We start from the raw sequence: 19,954 nt of genomic DNA, 5'->3' as shown, positions 1-19,954 counted from the left end.
AGAGACTTACGTCTGTATAAGTCTCTATTTGGTTTCCATGTCGATGCTAACTGAAAGCTTCAATTATTCTTTTATGGCTTTTTTACAGCATCAACTTTTGCTTCTACCTTCACCGTCTTCACACCTTGAACTTCTTTAGCCAAAGTTTCAGCTTTCTTAAGTTCTTCAACAGAACTGGCTGTACCTTTAAGAACAATTTCACCCTGTTTGTTTTCAACTTGTAACTTGTTGCCTGGTAAGCCTTTATTTAACTTGGCGCTAACTTCAGTTTTTAAATCGCTCTTAGCTTTTGTTGCTGCTGTTTTTTCAGCATCAGTTTTAACTTTAGTATCTGTACTAGCTGCTAAAGGAGTAGTTTGTGTTTCTGGAACTTTGACAGTTTGATTTGTCTGTGAAGCTGGTTTTGCTGGTGCTTGAGCGGCTTCATTAGTTGTGCTAGGAGTTTCTGAACTAGTTTTAGGAGCCTCTTGGCAGCCAAAAGTACCAACTACCAAAATGCTACTAACTAATAATAGAATTAGTTTTTTCATTATTTATCTCCGAATTGAGTACTTGAAGCGATTAATTGAGATGTGTGTCATGGTGAGGAGCAAATTTAAAAAAACAATTAAAAGTGAAGTCGCAAAAGTGCTTCAGCAATAGCTCAGGTTACTGAAAATTGAAATTTGGGCAATTTCTTGAAGCTAAGATTTTGCACCCGGTTTTGAGAAATCTCAATTCAATTTTTCTGACGGCTGCTAACCAGGATGGCTTTACACACAGTCTGTGGCTCTCGATGAATTTAATGTAGATGCACAGTAGCTCTTTTGATGGTAGACTATGCCACTCCACAGTAGTGACTCGATGTTATCAGATTTGAATTAATTTGGCGATGTCTATGACGAATTTCAAACTTCAGCCTTTTTGCAATCCTGTATAAGCATTCTTACCAGCAAAATGTTACTTTATAAAACTATGGCTTACTTACAATGCCTTAAATATCAGGAAATATTAGTCAATGCCCTACCTTACTTCGGCTAGCGAAATTCGTGCCATTGTCGCTGAATATACAAACGCTAAAACATTGTGGATAGATACAGAAGTCGCTGACTATAAAAGTCGTAATCCCCGATTATCGCTGATTCAGGTATTAGATAATCCTCAAGATATGAGTGGCGATCGCGTCTATCTTTTAGATGTATTAGACCAGCCTAATATTATAGCTGAATTTATTGAAAAAATTATGATAAATTCTGCCATTGAAAAAGTTTTTCACAACGCGAGTTACGATCTAAAATTTCTCGGTAGCAAGAAAGCCAAAAATATTACTTGCACTTTGGAAATGGCTAAAAAAATACCTTATTATCTTTTGCCATTACCCAACTACCAACTCCAAACAATAGCTACAGCACTTTGTAGCTTTAATAATATCGATAAACAAGAACAAAAAAGTGATTGGGCAAAACGCCCTCTGACTGAAGAACAGATAGAGTATGCTTACCTAGACTGCATTTATCTTGCTCAAATTCACCTAAACTTGTTAGGCTTACAAGCCCAAGCCAGCCCCGAACCTGCAACAGAAGACTTAAGCTCGCTAAGTGCTAGATACTCGCAAGTTGAGCAGCAGTGGAAGTTGTTGAATTCAGAATTTGAGCATTTGCAAGAACGTATAAAAAAAGCTATGCAAGCTCAGAATATATCAGAAACTTATGATTATAAACTGACTAGTTATGAACGAACTACAATCAAAGCTGCATTTACAGAATTGGCAAAGCTAGCACAAACTCAAGGTATTGATTTAGATTTTCCGATTACGCTAACTCAGAAACTCCAAAAAGATTTAGGGGAAAATCTAGAACAACTATCTGTAGATATTGACAAAACTACCTCTTGGCGACTAACTTCTAAAACTCTAGAGAGTGAAACAGAGGATGAGTAAATTGTTCATATTGATACAAATGTCAGATTTTATAGAGTGATTGTGAAGAATAAATATTGAAATTTAATAATTCTTTCCTCCTCCCTTATCTGAGAAATCTATAAAATATTAGGGAAATTTGTCAATTAACTTGAAAGGACTATCAAAAGTTAGAATAATTATTGAGTTGAAGAATTAAAATCTAGATTTTGGTACTAATTCCATTCAGGTATTATGGCAGTTTATATTAACTTATGAAACGGCGTTTATTTGGGCGAAAGCGAACAAGGGTAAATACTTTATTTACCATAGCTATTTTTACTACATTGACAGCAACTAGCAGTATTTCTTGTAGTAAGAATGACAATGTATTAGTAACAGAAATAGGAGTTAGTCAACCTAGCCGTGGTTCAGCGACAACTTCCATTGGTGGGGAATTTTATCTTCAGGGAAAGAATCAGCATTTAAACGGCGACTTGCAAGCTGCGATCGCTTCTTATAGTAAGGCAATTAGTCAAAATTCTCAGTATGGCGCTGCTTACAACGCGCGGGGATTAGCCTATTTTGATTTGGGAGACAAGGAAAAAGCGATCGCAGATTACAATCAAGCACTCCGCATCAACCCCAATGATGCCGAAGCCCACAATAACTTAGGGAATGCCCGCGCCTCACTGGGAAACAACAGAGAAGCAGTTAAAGATTACAGTGAAGCAATTCGCCTAAATCCCAACTATGCCGAAGCCTACAATAATCGGGGAAATGCCCGCGCCACCAATGGAGATAAAAAAGGGGCAATAGACGATCTCGATCAAGCGATTCTCCTCAACCCCAAATATGCGATCGCCTATAATAATCGAGGAAATGCTCGTGCTGCCAATGGAGATTTCCAGGGTGCGATCGCAGATTACAATCAAGCCATTAGCCTCAATCGTAACTTTGCCCCTGCCTACAATAACCGAGGAAATGCCCGCGCCACCAATGGAGACAAACAGGGGGCACTCAGGGACTTACAACAAGCAGCAAGTATTTTTCAAAGTCAAGGTAACAACGACTTATACCAACAAGTGATGAATAATATCAAAGAACTTGGACAGTAGCAGGGGGGCAGGGGGCAGGGGGCAGGGAGCAGGGGGCAGGGAGCAGGGGGCAGGGAGCAGGGGGCAGGGAGCAGGGAGCAGGGGAGCAGGGGAGCAGGGGGCAGGGGAAACCTAATGCCCAATGCCCAATGCCCAATGCCCAATGCCCAATGACAAAATCACATCCCAGAACCAATGTGAATGCGATCTTCAACTTCCGCAAATTTTTCCTGTGCTTGTTGTTCAGTACTCAACAGTGAAACGACAATCGCCACAATAAACGCCAGTGGAATACTGATTAATCCAGGATTTTTGAGGGGAAAGGGTGCAGAAGCGTGCTTGAGAATCGTTACTTGAATAGTAGGTGATAAATAAATCAGCACTAAAGAGGAGACAGTTCCTACTAACATACTTGCAACCGCACCATTGGTTGTGAAGCGTCGCCAAAGCATGGATAAGAGCAATGCTGGGAAGTTTGCACTCGCAGCGATCGCAAATGCTAAACCTACCATATAAGCTACATTTTGCCCTTTAAACAAGATACCCAAGAATATCGCCACTAACCCCAAAAGCATTGTTGCACCGCGAGCCACCTTCAACTGTTCTGACTCGTCAGCATGGCCAGAGCGCACCACATTTACCCACAAATCATGAGACAATGCAGCTGCACCTGAAAGTGTCAACCCAGCGACAACCGCCAAAATCGTTGCAAAGGAAACAGCCGCGATAAAACCTAAGAAAGCATCGCCACCGAGAAATTCTGCCAACATTGGTGCAGCCATATTACCACCAGTACCAATTTGCTTGATGGCATCTTGACCTACTAACACCATCGCTCCAAAGCCCAGAATGAAGGTAAGGAGATAAAAGAGGCCAATAATAGCTGTGGCATAAGTAACAGAGAGCCGCGCTGCTTTGGCGTCGGGTACTGTGTAGAAACGCATGAGAATGTGGGGTAATCCAGCAGTGCCGAACATCAACGACATCCCCAAGGAGATAGCATCAAAGGGATCGGAAACCAGTTTGCCCGGAGCTAATACACCTGTATACTTCTGGGATGCAGCAGCGAAAAGAGCGATCGGGTTAAAACCAAATCGTGCCAGTACCAAGATAGCTAGTAAAACAGTTCCGCCGAGCAACAAAACTGCTTTGATAATTTGTACCCAAGTGGTGGCAATCATCCCGCCAAAAATCACATAAGCCATCATCACACAACCGACGATGACCACAGCTAATTCATAATCAAAGCCAAATAGTAGTTTGATTAATTCCCCAGCACCTACCATCTGGGCAATTAAGTAAAAGCTAATTACTACTAGCGTTCCAATTGCAGATGCAATACGTACAGGTTTTTGCTGCAAGCGAAAAGCCACTACATCGGCAAAAGTGTATTTACCTAAGTTACGCAGTGGTTCGGCAATTAGGAACATGACAATCGGCCAGCCCACCAGGAAGCCGATAGAATAAATTAAGCCGTCAAAGCCATTGAGTGCCACCAGCCCAGCGATACCTAAAAAGCTAGCTGCACTCATAAAGTCTCCAGCCAAGGCCAGCCCATTTTGGAAACCGCTGATTTTACCACCAGCTGTATAGAACTGTGCCGTATTTTTGGTGAGCTTTGCCGCCCAATAGGTAATGCCTAAAGAACTTACAACAAACAGAAAAAAGAAAGCGATCGCCAATGGGTTAAACTTACCAAGACTGGTAATATCCGCCGCTAGTGGCAGATCGAACCACACACTATTCATGCTTTTTTGGTTTAGTATTTTGAATTTGGGACTAGAAATTGCTAATAGCTATTGAGCATTGGGCATTGGGCATTGGGTATGGGGCATTGGACATTGGACATTGGGCATGGAAAAGAGACAAGGTAGACAAGGAAGAGGGGGAAGACTTGGGAGAGATTTGTTCAATAATTCCCCCTTGTCTCCCTTGTCCCCCTTGTCCCCCTTGTCCCCCTGCTCCCCTGCTCCCATGCCCAATGCCCCATGCCCCATACCCCATTTTTATTTGCGTGTCAGCCTTGCAATTTGGTCGTCATAACTACTATTTGCCCAACGCACATAGATAAAAATTAATACCCATGCTGAGACAATTACCAGCGCCCCTAGTAAAATTCCCAAGCTGAGACCAGGAACTACTAATGACCCCAGCAGAGGTTTATTGAACGCGATTAATAGGATAAAGCCAAAGTAAATAAACATCATGGCTCCACTGAGAATCAGGGATACCCGCCAACGTTCAGCGGCGAGAGCCTGGAGAGCCTTTGTGCGATCGTTCATGTCTTCCTTTAGGTTGAGAAGATTAGGTCAGATTGTCTCATTGAAGCTGATTTCTGCGTAATTTTCTTAAAGATTATTAGTAAATCTATTGCTATATCAGGTAATAAAATTAACTTTGCATGATATACCCAAATAACAAGACAATAGCGACTCTGTTTTGAGTCAAGAAACATAAAACTATAGATGCAGTTAGACACAAATAAAGCTCATCTATTTGTGATTTGTGATTTTGCGCATACAAGTATTTTTTTATACATTCAATTAAGTCTATAGCTAACCAATTAAGTTTTTAGATACTAAAAAATAAAATAAATACGTAGTTATTCCCAGGTTTTAAAATCCTTAAAGTGTTATGAACTACTTTTTTTAAGCTATAAAATCAACTGAGATTAATATAAGTAGTAAATTTTAATTTATAAAATATACCAAAAATTACAGTAGCTATTTAAGTACCAGTTTTAGTAAAATTTATACCATTATTTTGTTATTACGCAGATAGGGCATTACCAAAATTTAGTAACGTATGTTTATCGAAACACTAATCACAAACCCGATTCATTTTTTCAGAATCGTTGTAATTGTTATATTCTCCATCACTTTGCATGAACTTGCTCACGGCTGGGCTGCGATGAGTCAGGGAGATGACACTCCAGAACAAACTGGTCATCTGACGCTTAATCCTGTAGTTCATATGGGTCAAGAATCTCTCATCTTTCTCTGTCTCATGGGTATAGCTTGGGGACAAATGCCCGTCAATCCATCCAAGTTTCGCTCAGGTAAGCTAGGCAATATTTTGGTATCCGCTGCTGGGCCAATATCAAATCTGGCTTTAGGTATTTTATTTATTATGATGCTTAAAATTCTCGCTAATTTGAGTCTTTCAGGACTATTCAGTGCCGAATTTCTTTACCTAGCAGCTCGGATAAATTTGACCTTATTTTTGTTTAATCTTTTGCCGATTCCACCACTCGACGGCTTTCATGTCTTCAGTGAAATTTTTCCTCAGCTAAAACCATTGAAATATACTCAATTTGGACTTTTTGCCATGATGGTTCTATTTATAGTTCCGGGTTTTGGCATCGGACTTGGTAGGATTGCTGATTTTTTTATCCGGTCAGGATTGGGGATGTAAACAGCAAATATTTAGGCAAAAGCAAGGAAAATTTAAATGGAAATCAAGCAAAAATTTGTGGTTGCTGCTACTAGTATTGCCTTGAGTATTGCTGCTATACTTCTACCATCTGGAGAATCAATGGCGAGTACATTATCTATAGGTCAATATAGTAATAAATGGTATTCTATAAATAATCATTTAGTTAAATATCCTCACGAAATAAGTCCACAATTAATGGTTGTGCAACCAGAGCTATTTAACTCTGTGTTAGGAAATTTTGTAATTGAAAAAGGTAATTTTATGACCTGTTTGGATCGGGAGCGATCGCCATTTACCTCTTCCATTGAATTATTGATGAGATTATTAATCATTGGAAGTTTTGGTTCTGTGGGAATTGCAGGTTATTCTTCCTTTGTAGAGCGCTATTTTCAAATCATTAATAAAGATTTAAAAATTATTTACTACAGTATTATTTTGTTATTGTCTTTACAGATTATAGGTAGTGTTATTGTTTTGATGTCTTCACCCACAAGGTCAATTTCTTCTGTAATTAGTCCAAGCTCTACCTGTATTTTAGGGAATCCCTAATAAATGGTGCTTATATTTACAGTCTTTTAAAAGAATACTGAAAAATATTGGATAGTGATTACTTCAGTAATCTTAACATTGAAGTTAGTGGATATGCTTAGTTACCTTAAAGACACAACTTGAGTGGCAAGATTACTGTGTTTGATCTGGAAGACTTTTTTAACCTTTCATCTGATCTATTTTGTATCATCGGACAAGATGGTTTTTACCAACAAGTTAATCCAGCATGGGAACAAGTATTGGGATGGAAAGCGGAAAACTTAATCGGGCATCCGTGGCTGGTATTAGTGCATCCAGATGATATCACAATCAGTCACTTGCCAACGGAACCACAGCAACAGTTGCAATGGGACAGCCGTTATCTTCATAAAGATGGTAGTTATCGGTGGTTGTGTTGGAGTTTATCAACTTCTCAAAAAGGACTCATTTATGCAGTAGGTAAAGACATTAGTCAACAACTGCGGCGAATAGAAGCGCTACAAACTGAACGGGAAAGCCTTTATAACCTACTCAATCAGTTACCAGCTTTTCTCTATCTGCAACCCAAGGATTATGGGGTGGGATTTTATAACCAACGCTTTTGCGAGGTATTTGGAGACCCCACAGGGAAACATTGTTACGAAGCGATCGCCGGATTAAAACAACCTTGTCCTGAATGTCCTACCTTTCGTGTTTTTGATAGTAATGCTCCGCAACTTTGGGAATGGGTGGATAGTAAAACAGGCCGGGTATATCAGATTTACGATTATCCATTCAAGGATATAAATGGTGAGCCGATGGTTGTGGAAATGGGTTTAGATATCACTGCTGTCAAAAAAGCCGAGGCTGCTTTGCGACAAAGGGAGCAGGAATTAACTCAAAAAAATCAACAACTTCAAGAAACCCTTAAACAATTACAAAAGACCCAAGCACAACTAATTCAAACAGAAAAAATGTCTTCTTTGGGACAATTAGTCGCGGGTGTAGCTCACGAAATTAATAATCCCATTAGCTTTATTAATGGCAATATCACTCATGCTAAAGAATACATCCAACAATTGCTAAAAATACTGCAACTTTACCAAAAAGAATATCCTCATCCAACACCATTGATTCAGGAAGTAATAGAAGCAATCGAGTTAGATTTTGTCATTCAAGACCTACAAAAATTGCTAGATTCTATGCAAATGGGAAGCGATCGCATTCGCAACATTGTACTGTCGTTGCGGAACTTCTCACGATTGGATGAAGCAGAAATGAAAGCAGTGGATGTTCATAGCGGTATTGATAGTACGCTAATGATTCTGCAAAACCGCCTCAAAGCCAAACCTGACAGTTCCCAAATTCAAATTATTAAAGAGTATGCTCAACTTCCTCTAATAGAGTGTTACGCTGGTCAACTTAACCAGGTGTTTATGAATATTATTACTAACGCGATCGATGCTTTGGAAGAGTTATATGTCAATAACCAAGAGTCAAGTTGTAATCCACAAATCACTATTCGCACTGAGTTACTCAACTCAGATTGGGTTGCTATTGAGATTGCTGACAATGGAGTGGGAATGTCGCAAGAAATTCAACAACGTCTATTCGATCCCTTCTTTACAACTAAAGTAGTAGGTAAGGGAACTGGTTTAGGGATGTCAATTAGTTATCAAATTGTCACAGAAAAACATCAGGGTCAATTGCGATGTATTTCATCTCTAGGAGAAGGAGCAACATTTATAATTGAGATTCCTATTCGACATTTACTGCTTGACAATAAAGAAGTGCAAAAATGCTAAAAACCTTTAATCTTTTGGGATTTTCTATGAGGCTTTTCCAGTAGTTATCAATTAAATTCATAATACATATTTGTAGTAACACAACTATTTGTGCCACTCCTGTGTAATCAGCAAAAATTAGAATTGCTAAATAATCTAATTATCTGTAATGGCAGAAAGAACTTTACTGTAATATTCTGTTTTGGTATAGATACTGATAATACTATCACCAACTGCAAAAAAACTGCCTTCTTGCTCATTTTTAGAAAATTGTAAGTTTGGGTATTTCGCAGCAGCTTCGTCAGCAGTCATAGTTTTGGCTTTCATTTGATCTGGCAAGAGTCCAGTACAACCAATGTAAAATACCAAAGGAGATATTTTATCTTGGTAGATATTTTCTGCATATTTTTCTAACTTTTTATTTGCCACTATTAAAACTAAAACCATTTCCTCTTTGCCGATTTGCTTACCAGCTTGTTTGTCCCGTAATAACTGCGCTAAACTATCAGCACCAACTTTCTGAAGAATACCTCCAACAATACCATTTTGCTCAAGCCCAAGAAAATCATCAAAAATTGGTTTCATCAATTCGTCAGCTTTTGTAATCTTGGTACGTGATGACAGTAATCTGTGCCTCACAGCGAGATTCTGATTAAATGCCATCTCGAAACTCGGATTCATGATAATTTCTCCAGTTTCTTTGTGATAAAGACGATACATTTTATTGAGAAACTTGTTAGCAGAAGGTAATTTACTCAAATTCAGAATATCTTGATTGCCGATATCGATTTTATAACTCAATTTGGAGTCAATAGTACCATTAGCTAAAGCTTCGCTGATATCAGTGTATTCATTGGTTGTAGGAAAGTTGATGTAAGTATTCTTAGATAGATAGTGCTTTTTAAACTCATCTAACTGCGCCTCGATAAATACATCTGATTCCTTTTTTAAGTGAGCAGAAATAATACTAGTCAGTACTTTAATTTCTGCCAGTTCATTGAATAGTCCATCAATATTGCTGTAACGACTATTAGCAGCTACAAGTGGCAAATTATTTAACTGAATCGTATATTCTGCTCGGAAATCAAATTCTTCTGCGTCCAATATACCTTTTTGTTTGAGTAAATCAAAGACTTTTTTACTGCTAATTTTGACTTGTAATGAATTTACATTCATTTTGCCGTCACTTACAATTGTATAATTATTAAATGTTTTGAGGTCATTTACTAACAATCCTGCTACTTCAATAGTAGGAGTTTGATCTTCAAATTTTATAAGTTTAACTCTACGTTTGACAAGCATATTGATAGTAGCAGTGTTGCGGCTAAACTTAAACTCTCCCAGATCGACGTACTCAGCATTATCTATATATTCTGTTGTCAACCAAGGTTGTAACAGTTCTCCATTTTCGTTTCTAATGCCTCTAATACGCTTAACACCTGTTCTTTGATAATATTCTTGTAGGTGCTTGATATTGATGATAATGTTATTGCGATATTGTGCAAAAATTTGGATTAATTCTACTAGAGAAATTTTATTGTCGCTCATATTCTCACCTTGCGAATAAGGTCAATAATCTTTGATAACAACGGTTATTGAAGTTTATTAATATTCCAAAATAAACTGTTCTTACCGTGTGAAATTTCATGGTAAGTTCGTGGAGATTGAGGGTTTAAGTTTAAACGCAGAGGGGAGGCAGCGCGTTGCGGGGGTTCCCACGGCAGTCGCTCATGGGGGGAACCCCCAAGACCAGGCTGCCTCACCGTTGTAGCGACTGCCGTCGCGCAGAGTATAGCGCAGAGGAACGCAAAGTAAGTTTTGAGTCTATTCGCTAGGAATTTAGGCAACGCGAAGAACAGCCTTGCCTAAGCTTATAGTACAATTGTATCATACAAAGAACAAGCTGTGTAGGCGTAGCCGCTGGTAGATATTGCTTTGTTTTGAGTCTAGATTTAGGCTCCGGGTTTGAAATAATCGAAGAGGCGATCGCCTGAATCTGCGCGAATCAATGCTACAACTACATCTGGTAAGGTGGCTAAACTGGGATAAACCAAGTAACGCGGTTCCCAACGGGGACGGAACTTGTCTTTGTAGGCGTGCAGTCCTTTGAAGTTGTAGAAACGATTCAAATGCTCGTAAAGATAGTGCAATACTTTCTCCAAGCGGCGCGATTCCGGGTTGTCTCCAACTCCAGCAAGTGCAGAAAGACCGAAATTAAAGCTGTCGTACCCATTCTCTTTAAAATGCTGGAGCAGGGAAATAAATAGAAAGTCCATTGTGCCATTTTCAAGAGATGAGCGATGTCGCATCATGTCAATAGTCGCTTCGTTAAGTTGATACTCTCGGATAATGTTGGCAAAGGCGCTAATCTCACCTTCAGGATTATGCACCACAGCAATCTCGCACTCTCGCAGGTAAGCTTCGTCAAACCAACCCAAAGAAAATTGTTTTTCTGAACCTTGTACCATTTTTAGCCATTCATCACTCACAGATTTGAGCCGATGCAATAAATCATTAGCGATTGGTGGTTGGTAAAAGTCGATTTGGTATCCTAGCTTAGTTAACCGACTGATTGATGGTCTAAAGTTTTTACCAGCTTTACCTTGTAAGGTAAAACTTTTTAAGTCAACGATCGCTTCCTCTCCAATCTTGAGTACCTTAAACCCCAACGATTTATAAAGCTCAATATCATCGGGCATAGTTTGGTAAAAGCCAGGATACCAGTCATTACGCTGACAAAACTGTTGGAAAGCAATAATTGTCTCTTTGCGGTCTTCAATGGGGCCGATGGGATCTCCCAAAGCGATCGCGCCCCGTCCTTTGGGAACATAAGCAATTATACTATTACCCGAAGGACTGAAATAATAACTTTTATCATTTAAGAGAGTGAGCGCTGCTAAAGAAGAACATCCATATTGCTCGACAATTTCTTTAACTCTTCGTCGCTCATTTGTAGTTGCTAGATTGCGCCAAAACACAGGTTGCAACAGCATTACTATTGCATAAGTAAAAGTACCTGCGGCAATAATATAGATAGAATTAGCAAAAAATTCTCCAAATCTACTTTTTGGTTGCAGTCCCCAATTATCCTCGGTGAAGAACATTGCCAAAGTCTGAACTATCGCTTCTCGCCAATTAAAATTCTCTGAAAATTTCCCGTCTAACAAGTAAAATCCAATAGTTCCGTATGCCAGAGTAAATAATAAAGCGCCTATCAGCACTCTGACTCCCCGTGCAATCGAAGGACGGTCTGATTGCGCCGTGAAATAATGCCGCATCAAGATTAATTGCAGCAGCAAAACTCCAGAGAGTAGACTCTCTTCATAGTCCAGTCCTTTCAGCAAATGGCTGAAAATGGAAATTATTAGTAAACCAATGGTAAGTAACCAGGCTATTTTTTTACGGCGTAATAAATTAGTAGCAAGTGTTAATAAAACAAACCCAGTCAAGGCTGCAAATATATGACCGCTGGCACGAATTTCAAATGGTAAAAATTCCTTTAACCACTGATTCCGTCCATACAGGTTAGGTGTCACGGCTGATAATAAATTTACTACTCCGACTAAACCTGTTAGAAAAGCTGCACTCCAAAGTCCAATCTGAGTTTTTAAATTATTTGTCATTTTTCGTTAGTAGTTAGGAGTGAGGAGTTAGGAGTTAGGAGTTTTCAATTTTTAACTCTTAACTCTTAACTCCTGTACAGACGCGATTAATCGCGTCTCTACTCTGACTGTTTAAACTGCTCTCCAACATAGGAGAGTGAATCTTTAAGGTGTTTGTGGAAGTAGTTCCAGCCTACATTAGCACCAGACAAACCATGACCGCCAGGAAATGCATAAAATACGTGAGCAATACCTAATTTATTTAAGGTTTCGTTAAAGGCTTTGGTAGAGGCTAACAAATTAGGATCGTTCACACCTGCATCTAGGTAAACACGCAATCGCTTCCTATCTTTAACTGGTAGCTGTTGCACAATTTGTTGAGGACTATTTTGTGAACCGCTGTCATCAGTAAAGTAACCACTATGGCTAAACAAAATCTGAAAGTTATTGAGATAGCGTAATCCAATATTAAATGCACCCCATCCTCCAGAAGATAGACCTCCTAGCGCCCAAAATTGGGGTTCTTCCAAAGTGCGGTAGCGCGACTTGACAACTTGTACTAATTCTGAACCAATCAAAGTCCCCATTTTGCCATTCGGTCCATCAAAGTAATCGGGGTCGTATAAAGGACTAGAACCGCGATTATCATTACCATCAGGTGTAATCACAATCGATGGCGGTAATTTTCTACTTTGATAAAGTTCATGCAATACATCTAAAAGTGCGTATTTATCAGCATAAGCACGAGCATCATCATGACCCCCGTGTAGTAAGAATATCACAGGGTAGCGCTTTTGGGGATTTTTGCTATAACTAGGGGGCAAAATCACGCCGTAGTTACGGACTGCACCCATCGCTTGGGAGTTGAAGGTTGCTAATTGAAACTTTAGCCCGGTATTTGCCTCTTCTTGGGGTGGGTCTAGTTGTGGCGCACCTAAGATGAATACATAATAATAACCAGCGCTAGCCAGGAGTGCGATCGCTCCTACTAAGGCAATTAAAAATTTAGAAATTTTCATATTCTTTATATTCTTTTAACTTAAAAAAAATTACCTCCATTAGAACTTACTATAATGAATATTTTACAAATGTCAGTATACTTTTTAACTGTGGTTTTAAAGTATTAACTGGTTGGCAAAATAATATTATTTCTACTAGTAGTTCGCCAAGCGAACGCAAGCGGGGTAAAGGGGAAGGTGGGGTCCCAAGAAGGGGATAAGGGGAGGGTGGAAGGGGGAAAGGGGAAGGGGGAAAGGGGAAAGAAATGGAATTTTCCCTTTCCCTTTAACCTTTAACCTTTTCCCCTCTTTCCTTCTCACAAGCGCATTTTTGGGTTGGCAGACTACTAGCTTAGACATTGTATAGCAGTTCTTGCTGGAGGTAAAACTATTGCTAACTCTAGCATTCACCTTTCCAAAGGTTCTAACCTGTGTAACTGCGGCTATACTATGGATTGTTAATTATTTTGAGCATTTTTTTATGATTAATACTTAAAGTTTTATCAGCCATATTTGCTGTTTCTGAAGCTCGAAATTGTTCGCCGACAAATGTTAATGAATCTGCTAAATGCTTCCGCCAGTACTGCCAAGTGTGACTACCAGGAAACTGACGAAATGAATTATAAATTTTCAGTTGATTTAGTATTTTACTAAATTGTTCTGCTTCCTTGAGTTCATCAATATCTGATGTACCCGAATCCAGGTAGATTTTTAACCTTTTTTGAGCTTGTATAGGAATGGTTTTAATATAAAATATTGGGCTATTTGCTGGGCCACTTTTATCATTAAAATAACCACTATGACTAAATAAAATCGAGAAACGATCCAGGTTGTGTAATCCGACATTTATTGCTCCCCAACCACCAGAAGATAAACCACCTATCGCCCAAAAATTTGGATTATTTATTGTGCGATAACGGCTTTGCACAACTTTTACTAACTCATCGCCTACGGCTGTAGAGACTTTACCATTAGGGCCATCGAAATATTCTGGATCTCGGTAGGGACTAGAGCCACGTTTGTCGTTGCCATCTGGTGTAATGATGATGCTGGGTGGCAACTTACCTGTAGTATAAAGTTGTTCTACAGTCTTGAGAGCTTGTCCCTTATTCTGAATAAACCAATCACTGGGATTACCATGTCCACCGTGGAGGAGAAAGATTACAGGATACCTTTGTTTGGGGTTTTGCTCATAGCCAGGAGGTAAAGAAACGCCATAAGTGCGACTTGCACCCATTGCTTGACTATCGTAGGTTTCAATTTTGTAGGTTAGGAGAGTTTGTGAGTTGCTAGTATTGCGCTGGATTGGAACAACGGAAGGCGTTGTTTGTAAATCCTGCTGTTGCGGTGGTTTTGCAACGACACTTTGGTAAAAATTACAGCTAACTAGAGTGAATACTGAAAATAGCAAGAGAGTTTTAGGTTGTTTGTAGTTCATCTTTGAAGGAAATTGAGCATGAGGTAGTCGTTGCTTGTTTTCAAAATCTTATGCAAATGATATGTCAACGCTGTGTCAACAGAATGGAAACTTTACGACTGGTTGTAAATTAAAAGTCAAGGTTAGGATAAGTTTCTTTACTATGCTTAAAAAGCTGCAACTGAATTTCAGTTCTTTGTTTGGCTTGTTGCTGCTGGTGCTTTCCCTGTTGGCGATCGCTAACGAATTACGTGAGTATAATTATCGTGATATTCTCAACTCTCTAGCTGCTATTCCCAAAAATCGCGTAAGTTGGGCAATTTGGCTAACAGCTTTGGGTTATCTAGTGATGATTGGATACGATATCTTAGGTTTTAACTACATTAATCGTTCTTTAAGTTGGAATAAGATAGCTTTCACTAATTTTATTAGCTCTGCATTTAGTAATACTATCGGTTTTGCCTTGCTAACTGGCAGTGCTATCCGTTATCGATTTTATGCTAGTTGGGGAGTGTCAGCAGTGGCGATCGCTCAAGTAATTGCTTTCGCCAATTTTACTTTTTGGTTGGGAATGTTTGCCGTTGCAGGTTTCTTATTTATCATCAACCCCCTGAAGATTCCCACTCAATTACATTTACCTTTTGCTACTGTGCGTCCCATCGGCGGAATTTTTCTGCTATTAGTTGCAGTTTACTTACTAGGAAGTATTTTTATCAAACAACCATTAATAATTCGGGGACATGAATTTCGATTTCCTTCTTTGAAAATATCCCTGGCTCAAATAGCAATTTCTAGTTTTGACTGGATTCTTGCGGCAGCAGTTCTTTATGCTTTACTTCCTAGCAATATATCTTTGTCATATTTAGACTTTTTGGGAATTTATTTACTAGCGATGTTTGCAGGTGTAGTTAGTAATGTTCCCGGTGGTTTGGGAGTATTTGAAACTATAATTTTGCTGATTCTATCTTCAAAAGTTTCGGCGGCGGCAGTTTTGGGTTCAATGTTAGCTTATCGGGGAGTCTACTATTTCTTACCTTTGCTAGTAGCAGCAGGTTTGCTCGGAATTTATGAGCTTAGATTTAGAAAGGGGAATTAAAAAATAGAACTCTTGTATGAATCAAAAGCCCCGATCTCCCAACCCCTTCTCCCAAGCTTGGGAGAGGGATTTAGGGTGAGGGGTATTTATGTCAAATTCGTAAAATCAGTAACTACCGTTATTTTTAAATGCGGAATTCTGCGGTGTTATCTTCACATTTGGCGGCAGAAATTCATAATTTTTGCTGAGGCGATCGCTAAACAAATACCACAAAAATAGTAACAGTTAGTTGCAAATTTTGAAGTAGATTTCCAGAAATCACCATCAAAATTTGGTTTTACTGTTTGAGGATAGAAATAATCATGAAAAATAAAGTATTGTTTGGCGCCATCTTCATGGCAACTTGGGTAGGAACATTAATTCCCAGTGCTTTTGCTGCTTCACCCTGTTCTGTAGGACAAAAGGCTGAGGTTCTTTGGAAGGAAAGATGGTATCCAGCAACGGTACTTAAGGTTAATGATGAGAAGTGCTATATCACCTACGATGGTTATGATAGTTCCTGGGATGAATGGGTTGGCACTGCACGCTTTCGGGCATCATTTCAAGCTGGAGATGCAGTGAGAATTTTGTGGAAAGGAAAATGGTATCCAGGGCAGGTTTTAGAAGTTAGCAACGATCTTTATAAAATTACTTATGATGGCTATGATAGCTCTTGGGATGAGTGGGTTGAACCTGCTAGGGTAAGCAGATAAAGAATATTTCACTTTTATAAGTTTAAAGGGACGATTTCACCTGTTGGAGTCGTCCCTTAATTTGTTTTATCAAAACAGAATTCAGGAGTCAGGTGGTCACTGAGCGTAGTCGTTGGCGCAGCCTCTCGTAGAGAAGTGAGTCAGAATTAAGAATGAATTTTGTACAACTGGTGAGAGGCTGTTAAACTAAGAGCCATAAGTGAAATCTCGTATACTTTGGCAAACTTATGGAGCCAGTATCACTGACAGCAGGTGCGATCGCAACTTTGGTAATTATCAAAGCCTTTGAAAAAACTGGGGAAATCATCGGCGAAAAGGCTTGGAACGAAGGCGAAAAGTTGTTAGTTTTGCTGAAACGCAAGGAACCTAGTACGGCAAAGCTTATCGAACAGGCTAAAACACAATCTTTAGATTACGGTCAAGCTTATCTCATTGGGCAGCAAGTAGAGGAAGCGGCGAAGAAAGATCCTGAAATTGCTCAAGCTGTAGAGGCAGTGGCGGATGCTGTTAAATCTCAACCCTCTATTATCCAGAATTTTACGAACACAGTAGATAAAAATTATGGCGGCAATGTTGGGAACGTTTCTAATGATAACCGAACCCAAACCTTTAACTTCTGACTACAGTCGCCCGAACGGGAACGGGTAAAGTTAAATCCCTCTACTGAAATACCGCAAAATTTGCCCCTGAGTGGGGTGGTGGAATTTGTTGGACGTGAGGAAGAATTGCAAAATCTTCACCAACTTTTGCAGGATAATAAACAAGTTGCCATTGCTGCGATCGCTGGGATGGGTGGAGTTGGTAAAACAGAACTCGCCTTACAATATGCCATCCAGCGCCGCGAAACATATAACGGTGGACTTTGCTGGTTGCTACCAAAAACTGGAGATGTGGGCATTCAAGTTGTGCAGTTTGCCAGAACGCAGCTTGATTTAAAGCCGCCAGAAGATTTTGATTTACTCGCCCAAGTGCAATATTGTTGGCGGCGTTGGCGTGAGGGTGATGTGCTGCTCGTGCTGGATGATGTCAGTGACTACGAGGAAGTCAAACCTTACTTACAGTCGCTACCTTCTCGGTTTAAAGTGCTGATGACTACGCGCCAGAAGTTGGGACGCATCGCACAGTTATCTTTGGATGTGCTGCAACCAGAGGCGGCGCTGGAGTTATTAAAGTCAATTATTGGCGTAGAACGAATTGAAAAAGAGAATGACCTAACCCCCCAGCCCCCTTCCCTGCGAGGGAAGGGGGAGTTTGATTCCCCTCCCCTGGTAGGGGAGGGGTTAGGGGAGAGGTCACGCGGGGAACTGGTAGCATTGCATCTGTGTGAATGGCTGGGATATTTACCTTTGGGTGTGGAATTAGTCGGGCGCTATCTGGCGCGGAAACAGGATTTATCTCTAACAGAAATGTTGCGGCGGTTGGAGAACAAGCGATTAGATGAGCGTTCTCTGTCTAAATCTAAGTCGGAAGCTGACATGACAGCACAACGAGGTGTGTTAGCAGCCTTTGAGTTGAGTTGGCAAGAATTAGAGGACGACGATAAACAATTGGGTTGTTTATTGAGTTTATTTGCCGCCGCACCTATACCCTGGAAGTTGGTGGAACAGTGTTTACCAGAAGAAGATGCGGAAGATTTAGAGGAAATTAGAGATGATCGCTTGCTGAATCTGTATTTACTCCAGCGCAAAGGTGAGGGAATCTATCAATTGCATCCACTGTTGCGGGAGTTTTTTCAATATAAGTGTACAGGTTTAGATAAGGGAGAGGAATTAAAGCGATCGCTTTGCCGAGTAATAGTAGCAATCACTAAAGAGATTCTTGAATCTCCTACTATTAAACAAATCACCGATGCTAGTCCCGTCATACCTCATTTGACAGAAGTAGCCAAGAATTTTATTCAATATCTTAGTGATGAAGATTTAGTTTCAGTATTCATGGGTAACGCTCAATTTTGTGAAAGTCTGGGATTGTATGACCAAGCACCACCTTGGTATGAGCAGTGTCTAGAAGTCACTAAACAGCGATTGGGAGAGGAACATCCAGTTGTTGCCCAAAGCCTCAACAACTTGGCATATCTTTACCATTCCCAAGGAAAATACAGCAAAGCCGAACCTCTGTACCTACAAGCATTGGAACTATGGCGACGCTTAATGGGAGAGGAGCATCCAGATGTTGCCCGAGGTCTCAACAACTTGGCGAAACTCTACGAATCCCAAGGAAAATACAACAAAGCCCAACCTCTGTACCTGCAAGCATTAGAACTAAGGCGACACCTGTTGGGAGAAGAACATCCAGATGTTGCACTTAGCCTCAACAACTTGGCATGTCTCTACTACTCTCAAGGAAGATACAGCGAAGCCGAACCCCTGCTGCTGCAAACTTTGGAACTAAGGCGACACCTGTTGGGAGAAGAACATCCAGATGTTGCACTTAGCCTCAATAACTTAGCCTGTCTTTACGAATCCCAAGGAAGATACAATGAAGCCGAACCCTTGCATATGCAAGCTTTGGAACTCAGGCGACACTTGCTAGGAGAACAACATCCAGACGTTATACTTAGCCTCAATAACTTGGCCTGTCTTTACAACTCCCAAGAAAGATACAGCGAAGCCGAACCCCTATACTTGCAAACATTGGAACTATGGCGATGCTTGCTGGGAGAACAACACCCATTTGTTGCACTTAGCCTCCATAACCTGGCTTATCTTTACAACTCCCAAGGAAGATACAGCGAAGCCGAACCCCTGCATCTGCAAGCTTTGGAATTAAGGCGAGACCTGCTAGGAGAAGAACATCCAGATTTTGCGGTTAGCCTCAAAAATCTAGCAGAACTCTACCACTTACAAGGACGTTATGTGGAAGCTGAACCATTGTATCTGCAAGCTTTGGAGGTTTTGGAGCAACAATTAGAGGTGAATCATCGCTACACTGTCAAGTGCCGTGAAAATCTGGCAAATTTGCGCGATCGCCTCCCTCCAAATCCAGAATAAGCTAGTTTTGTGCAAAGCGTACCGCGATCAAACTGAAAAGCGCGATCGCCTAGACTAAAATTCATATTGAACTAAGTAAAAATGCCATTCAACTTACTCAAAAAGAGCTTTTACTTTCTCAAAAGCAGCTTTTACTTTCTCAAACCCCAGTTTGCTTTCTCATTTTGGTGTTTTCCGCAAGCAAAATAAGCTTTGACTTACTCAAAAGCAGCTTTTACTTTCTCATTTTGGTGTTTTCCGCAAGCAAAATAAGCTTTGACTTACTCAAAAGCAGCTTTTACTTTCTCATTTTGGTGTTTTCCGCAAGCAAAAGCAGCTTTTACTTTCTCAAACCCCAGTTTGCTTTCTCATTTAAGTAATTCACGCATTCGTTTTGGTATATCATTGAGCCAAAAGCTGGCGTAGGCGTAGCCCGTCGGAGACATCGCTTTAGAAAAGAAGTTAAATCAACAGGCGATCG

The 19,954-nt window shown here is 40.1% G+C and carries 16 protein-coding genes; 9 read left to right on the top strand and 7 right to left on the bottom strand.

Annotated elements, in window-relative coordinates:
• Nucleotides 1-71: 71 nt before the first annotated feature.
• Nucleotides 72-530, bottom strand: a complete 459-nt coding sequence (locus ACR5KR_RS13955; RefSeq protein ID WP_448266937.1) for a BON domain-containing protein — start codon at nt 528-530, stop codon at nt 72-74.
• A gap of 467 nt (nt 531-997) precedes the next feature.
• Between ACR5KR_RS13955 and ACR5KR_RS13950 the strand changes: the two genes are divergently transcribed.
• Both ACR5KR_RS13950 and ACR5KR_RS13945 read left to right on the top strand, forming a co-directional pair.
• On the top strand, nt 998-1,918 hold the full coding sequence (locus ACR5KR_RS13950) for a ribonuclease D (protein ID WP_448266936.1): 921 nt from the start codon (nt 998-1,000) through the stop codon (nt 1,916-1,918).
• A 233-nt stretch (nt 1,919-2,151) separates the two neighbouring features.
• On the top strand, nt 2,152-2,994 hold the full coding sequence (locus ACR5KR_RS13945) for a tetratricopeptide repeat protein (protein WP_448266935.1): 843 nt from the start codon (nt 2,152-2,154) through the stop codon (nt 2,992-2,994).
• 158 nt (nt 2,995-3,152) lie between these two features.
• On the opposite strand, the gene ACR5KR_RS13940 is transcribed toward ACR5KR_RS13945, so the two are convergent.
• Together ACR5KR_RS13940 and ACR5KR_RS13935 are read right to left on the bottom strand one after the other, a co-directional pair.
• Complete coding sequence (locus ACR5KR_RS13940; protein WP_448266934.1) at nt 3,153-4,721, bottom strand: sodium:solute symporter family transporter; 1,569 nt, start codon at nt 4,719-4,721, stop codon at nt 3,153-3,155.
• 258 nt (nt 4,722-4,979) lie between these two features.
• Nucleotides 4,980-5,255 (bottom strand): DUF485 domain-containing protein, encoded by a 276-nt coding sequence (locus tag ACR5KR_RS13935; RefSeq protein ID WP_096536625.1) that lies wholly within the window; start codon nt 5,253-5,255, stop codon nt 4,980-4,982.
• Nucleotides 5,256-5,778: 523 nt separating this feature from the next.
• Here ACR5KR_RS13935 and ACR5KR_RS13930 point away from each other — a divergent pair.
• The 3 genes from ACR5KR_RS13930 to ACR5KR_RS13920 all read left to right on the top strand — a co-directional run bounded on the left by ACR5KR_RS13930 (nt 5,779) and on the right by ACR5KR_RS13920 (nt 8,720).
• Entirely contained in the window at nt 5,779-6,387 is a 609-nt protein-coding gene (locus ACR5KR_RS13930; protein WP_448266933.1) for a site-2 protease family protein, read from the top strand.
• 36 nt (nt 6,388-6,423) lie between these two features.
• On the top strand, nt 6,424-6,957 hold the full coding sequence (locus ACR5KR_RS13925) for a hypothetical protein (protein WP_448266932.1): 534 nt from the start codon (nt 6,424-6,426) through the stop codon (nt 6,955-6,957).
• Nucleotides 6,958-7,094: 137 nt separating this feature from the next.
• Nucleotides 7,095-8,720, top strand: coding sequence for a PAS domain-containing sensor histidine kinase (locus ACR5KR_RS13920; protein ID WP_448266931.1), 1,626 nt, complete (start codon nt 7,095-7,097; stop codon nt 8,718-8,720).
• Nucleotides 8,721-8,855: 135 nt separating this feature from the next.
• On the opposite strand, the gene ACR5KR_RS13915 is transcribed toward ACR5KR_RS13920, so the two are convergent.
• The 4 genes from ACR5KR_RS13915 to ACR5KR_RS13900 all read right to left on the bottom strand — a co-directional run bounded on the left by ACR5KR_RS13915 (nt 8,856) and on the right by ACR5KR_RS13900 (nt 14,737).
• A complete protein-coding gene (locus ACR5KR_RS13915) occupies nt 8,856-10,247 on the bottom strand; it encodes a hypothetical protein (RefSeq protein ID WP_448266930.1) in 1,392 nt (463 codons plus the stop codon).
• A 404-nt stretch (nt 10,248-10,651) separates the two neighbouring features.
• A complete protein-coding gene (locus tag ACR5KR_RS13910; RefSeq protein WP_448266929.1) occupies nt 10,652-12,322 on the bottom strand; it encodes a phosphatidylglycerol lysyltransferase domain-containing protein in 1,671 nt (556 codons plus the stop codon).
• 98 nt (nt 12,323-12,420) lie between these two features.
• The gene (locus ACR5KR_RS13905) at nt 12,421-13,320 is read right to left on the bottom strand and encodes an alpha/beta hydrolase (protein WP_448266928.1); all 900 of its coding nucleotides are present in this window, start codon (nt 13,318-13,320) and stop codon (nt 12,421-12,423) included.
• A gap of 427 nt (nt 13,321-13,747) precedes the next feature.
• Nucleotides 13,748-14,737, bottom strand: coding sequence for an alpha/beta hydrolase (locus ACR5KR_RS13900; RefSeq protein WP_448266927.1), 990 nt, complete (start codon nt 14,735-14,737; stop codon nt 13,748-13,750).
• A 142-nt stretch (nt 14,738-14,879) separates the two neighbouring features.
• Here ACR5KR_RS13900 and ACR5KR_RS13895 point away from each other — a divergent pair, with 142 nt between their 5' ends.
• The 4 genes from ACR5KR_RS13895 to ACR5KR_RS13880 all read left to right on the top strand — a co-directional run bounded on the left by ACR5KR_RS13895 (nt 14,880) and on the right by ACR5KR_RS13880 (nt 19,494).
• Nucleotides 14,880-15,812, top strand: coding sequence for a lysylphosphatidylglycerol synthase domain-containing protein (locus ACR5KR_RS13895; RefSeq protein ID WP_448266926.1), 933 nt, complete (start codon nt 14,880-14,882; stop codon nt 15,810-15,812).
• A 302-nt stretch (nt 15,813-16,114) separates the two neighbouring features.
• Nucleotides 16,115-16,504: a Tudor-knot domain-containing protein gene (locus ACR5KR_RS13890; protein WP_448266925.1), complete on the top strand. Its 390-nt coding sequence runs from the start codon at nt 16,115-16,117 to the stop codon at nt 16,502-16,504.
• 227 nt (nt 16,505-16,731) lie between these two features.
• Nucleotides 16,732-17,124: a hypothetical protein gene (locus ACR5KR_RS13885; protein ID WP_448266924.1), complete on the top strand. Its 393-nt coding sequence runs from the start codon at nt 16,732-16,734 to the stop codon at nt 17,122-17,124.
• Between the two features lie 75 nt (nt 17,125-17,199).
• The gene (locus tag ACR5KR_RS13880) at nt 17,200-19,494 is read left to right on the top strand and encodes a tetratricopeptide repeat protein (protein WP_448266923.1); all 2,295 of its coding nucleotides are present in this window, start codon (nt 17,200-17,202) and stop codon (nt 19,492-19,494) included.
• Nucleotides 19,495-19,954: the final 460 nt, after the last annotated feature.

The sequence above is a fragment of the Nostoc sp. DSM 114159 genome (genome assembly GCF_053470285.1).
The sequence above is the reverse complement of the archived record's forward strand: the minus strand, read 5'-3'. Positions and strand labels throughout refer to the sequence as shown.

Excerpts from the sequence above, each read along its gene's own strand:
- ACR5KR_RS13895 (WP_448266926.1), top strand. The coding sequence starts at position 14,880 with ATGCTTAAAAAGCTGCAACTGAATTTCAGTTCTTTGTTTGGCTTGTTG.
- ACR5KR_RS13945 (WP_448266935.1), top strand. The coding sequence starts at position 2,152 with ATGAAACGGCGTTTATTTGGGCGAAAGCGAACAAGGGTAAATACTTTA.
- ACR5KR_RS13935 (WP_096536625.1), bottom strand. The coding sequence starts at position 5,255 with ATGAACGATCGCACAAAGGCTCTCCAGGCTCTCGCCGCTGAACGTTGG.
- ACR5KR_RS13925 (WP_448266932.1), top strand. The coding sequence starts at position 6,424 with ATGGAAATCAAGCAAAAATTTGTGGTTGCTGCTACTAGTATTGCCTTG.
- ACR5KR_RS13930 (WP_448266933.1), top strand. The coding sequence starts at position 5,779 with ATGTTTATCGAAACACTAATCACAAACCCGATTCATTTTTTCAGAATC.
- ACR5KR_RS13915 (WP_448266930.1), bottom strand. The coding sequence starts at position 10,247 with ATGAGCGACAATAAAATTTCTCTAGTAGAATTAATCCAAATTTTTGCA.
- ACR5KR_RS13905 (WP_448266928.1), bottom strand. The coding sequence starts at position 13,320 with ATGAAAATTTCTAAATTTTTAATTGCCTTAGTAGGAGCGATCGCACTC.
- ACR5KR_RS13940 (WP_448266934.1), bottom strand. The coding sequence starts at position 4,721 with ATGAATAGTGTGTGGTTCGATCTGCCACTAGCGGCGGATATTACCAGT.
- ACR5KR_RS13955 (WP_448266937.1), bottom strand. The coding sequence starts at position 530 with ATGAAAAAACTAATTCTATTATTAGTTAGTAGCATTTTGGTAGTTGGT.
- ACR5KR_RS13900 (WP_448266927.1), bottom strand. The coding sequence starts at position 14,737 with ATGAACTACAAACAACCTAAAACTCTCTTGCTATTTTCAGTATTCACT.
- ACR5KR_RS13890 (WP_448266925.1), top strand. The coding sequence starts at position 16,115 with ATGAAAAATAAAGTATTGTTTGGCGCCATCTTCATGGCAACTTGGGTA.
- ACR5KR_RS13885 (WP_448266924.1), top strand. The coding sequence starts at position 16,732 with ATGGAGCCAGTATCACTGACAGCAGGTGCGATCGCAACTTTGGTAATT.
- ACR5KR_RS13910 (WP_448266929.1), bottom strand. The coding sequence starts at position 12,322 with ATGACAAATAATTTAAAAACTCAGATTGGACTTTGGAGTGCAGCTTTT.
- ACR5KR_RS13950 (WP_448266936.1), top strand. The coding sequence starts at position 998 with ATGCCCTACCTTACTTCGGCTAGCGAAATTCGTGCCATTGTCGCTGAA.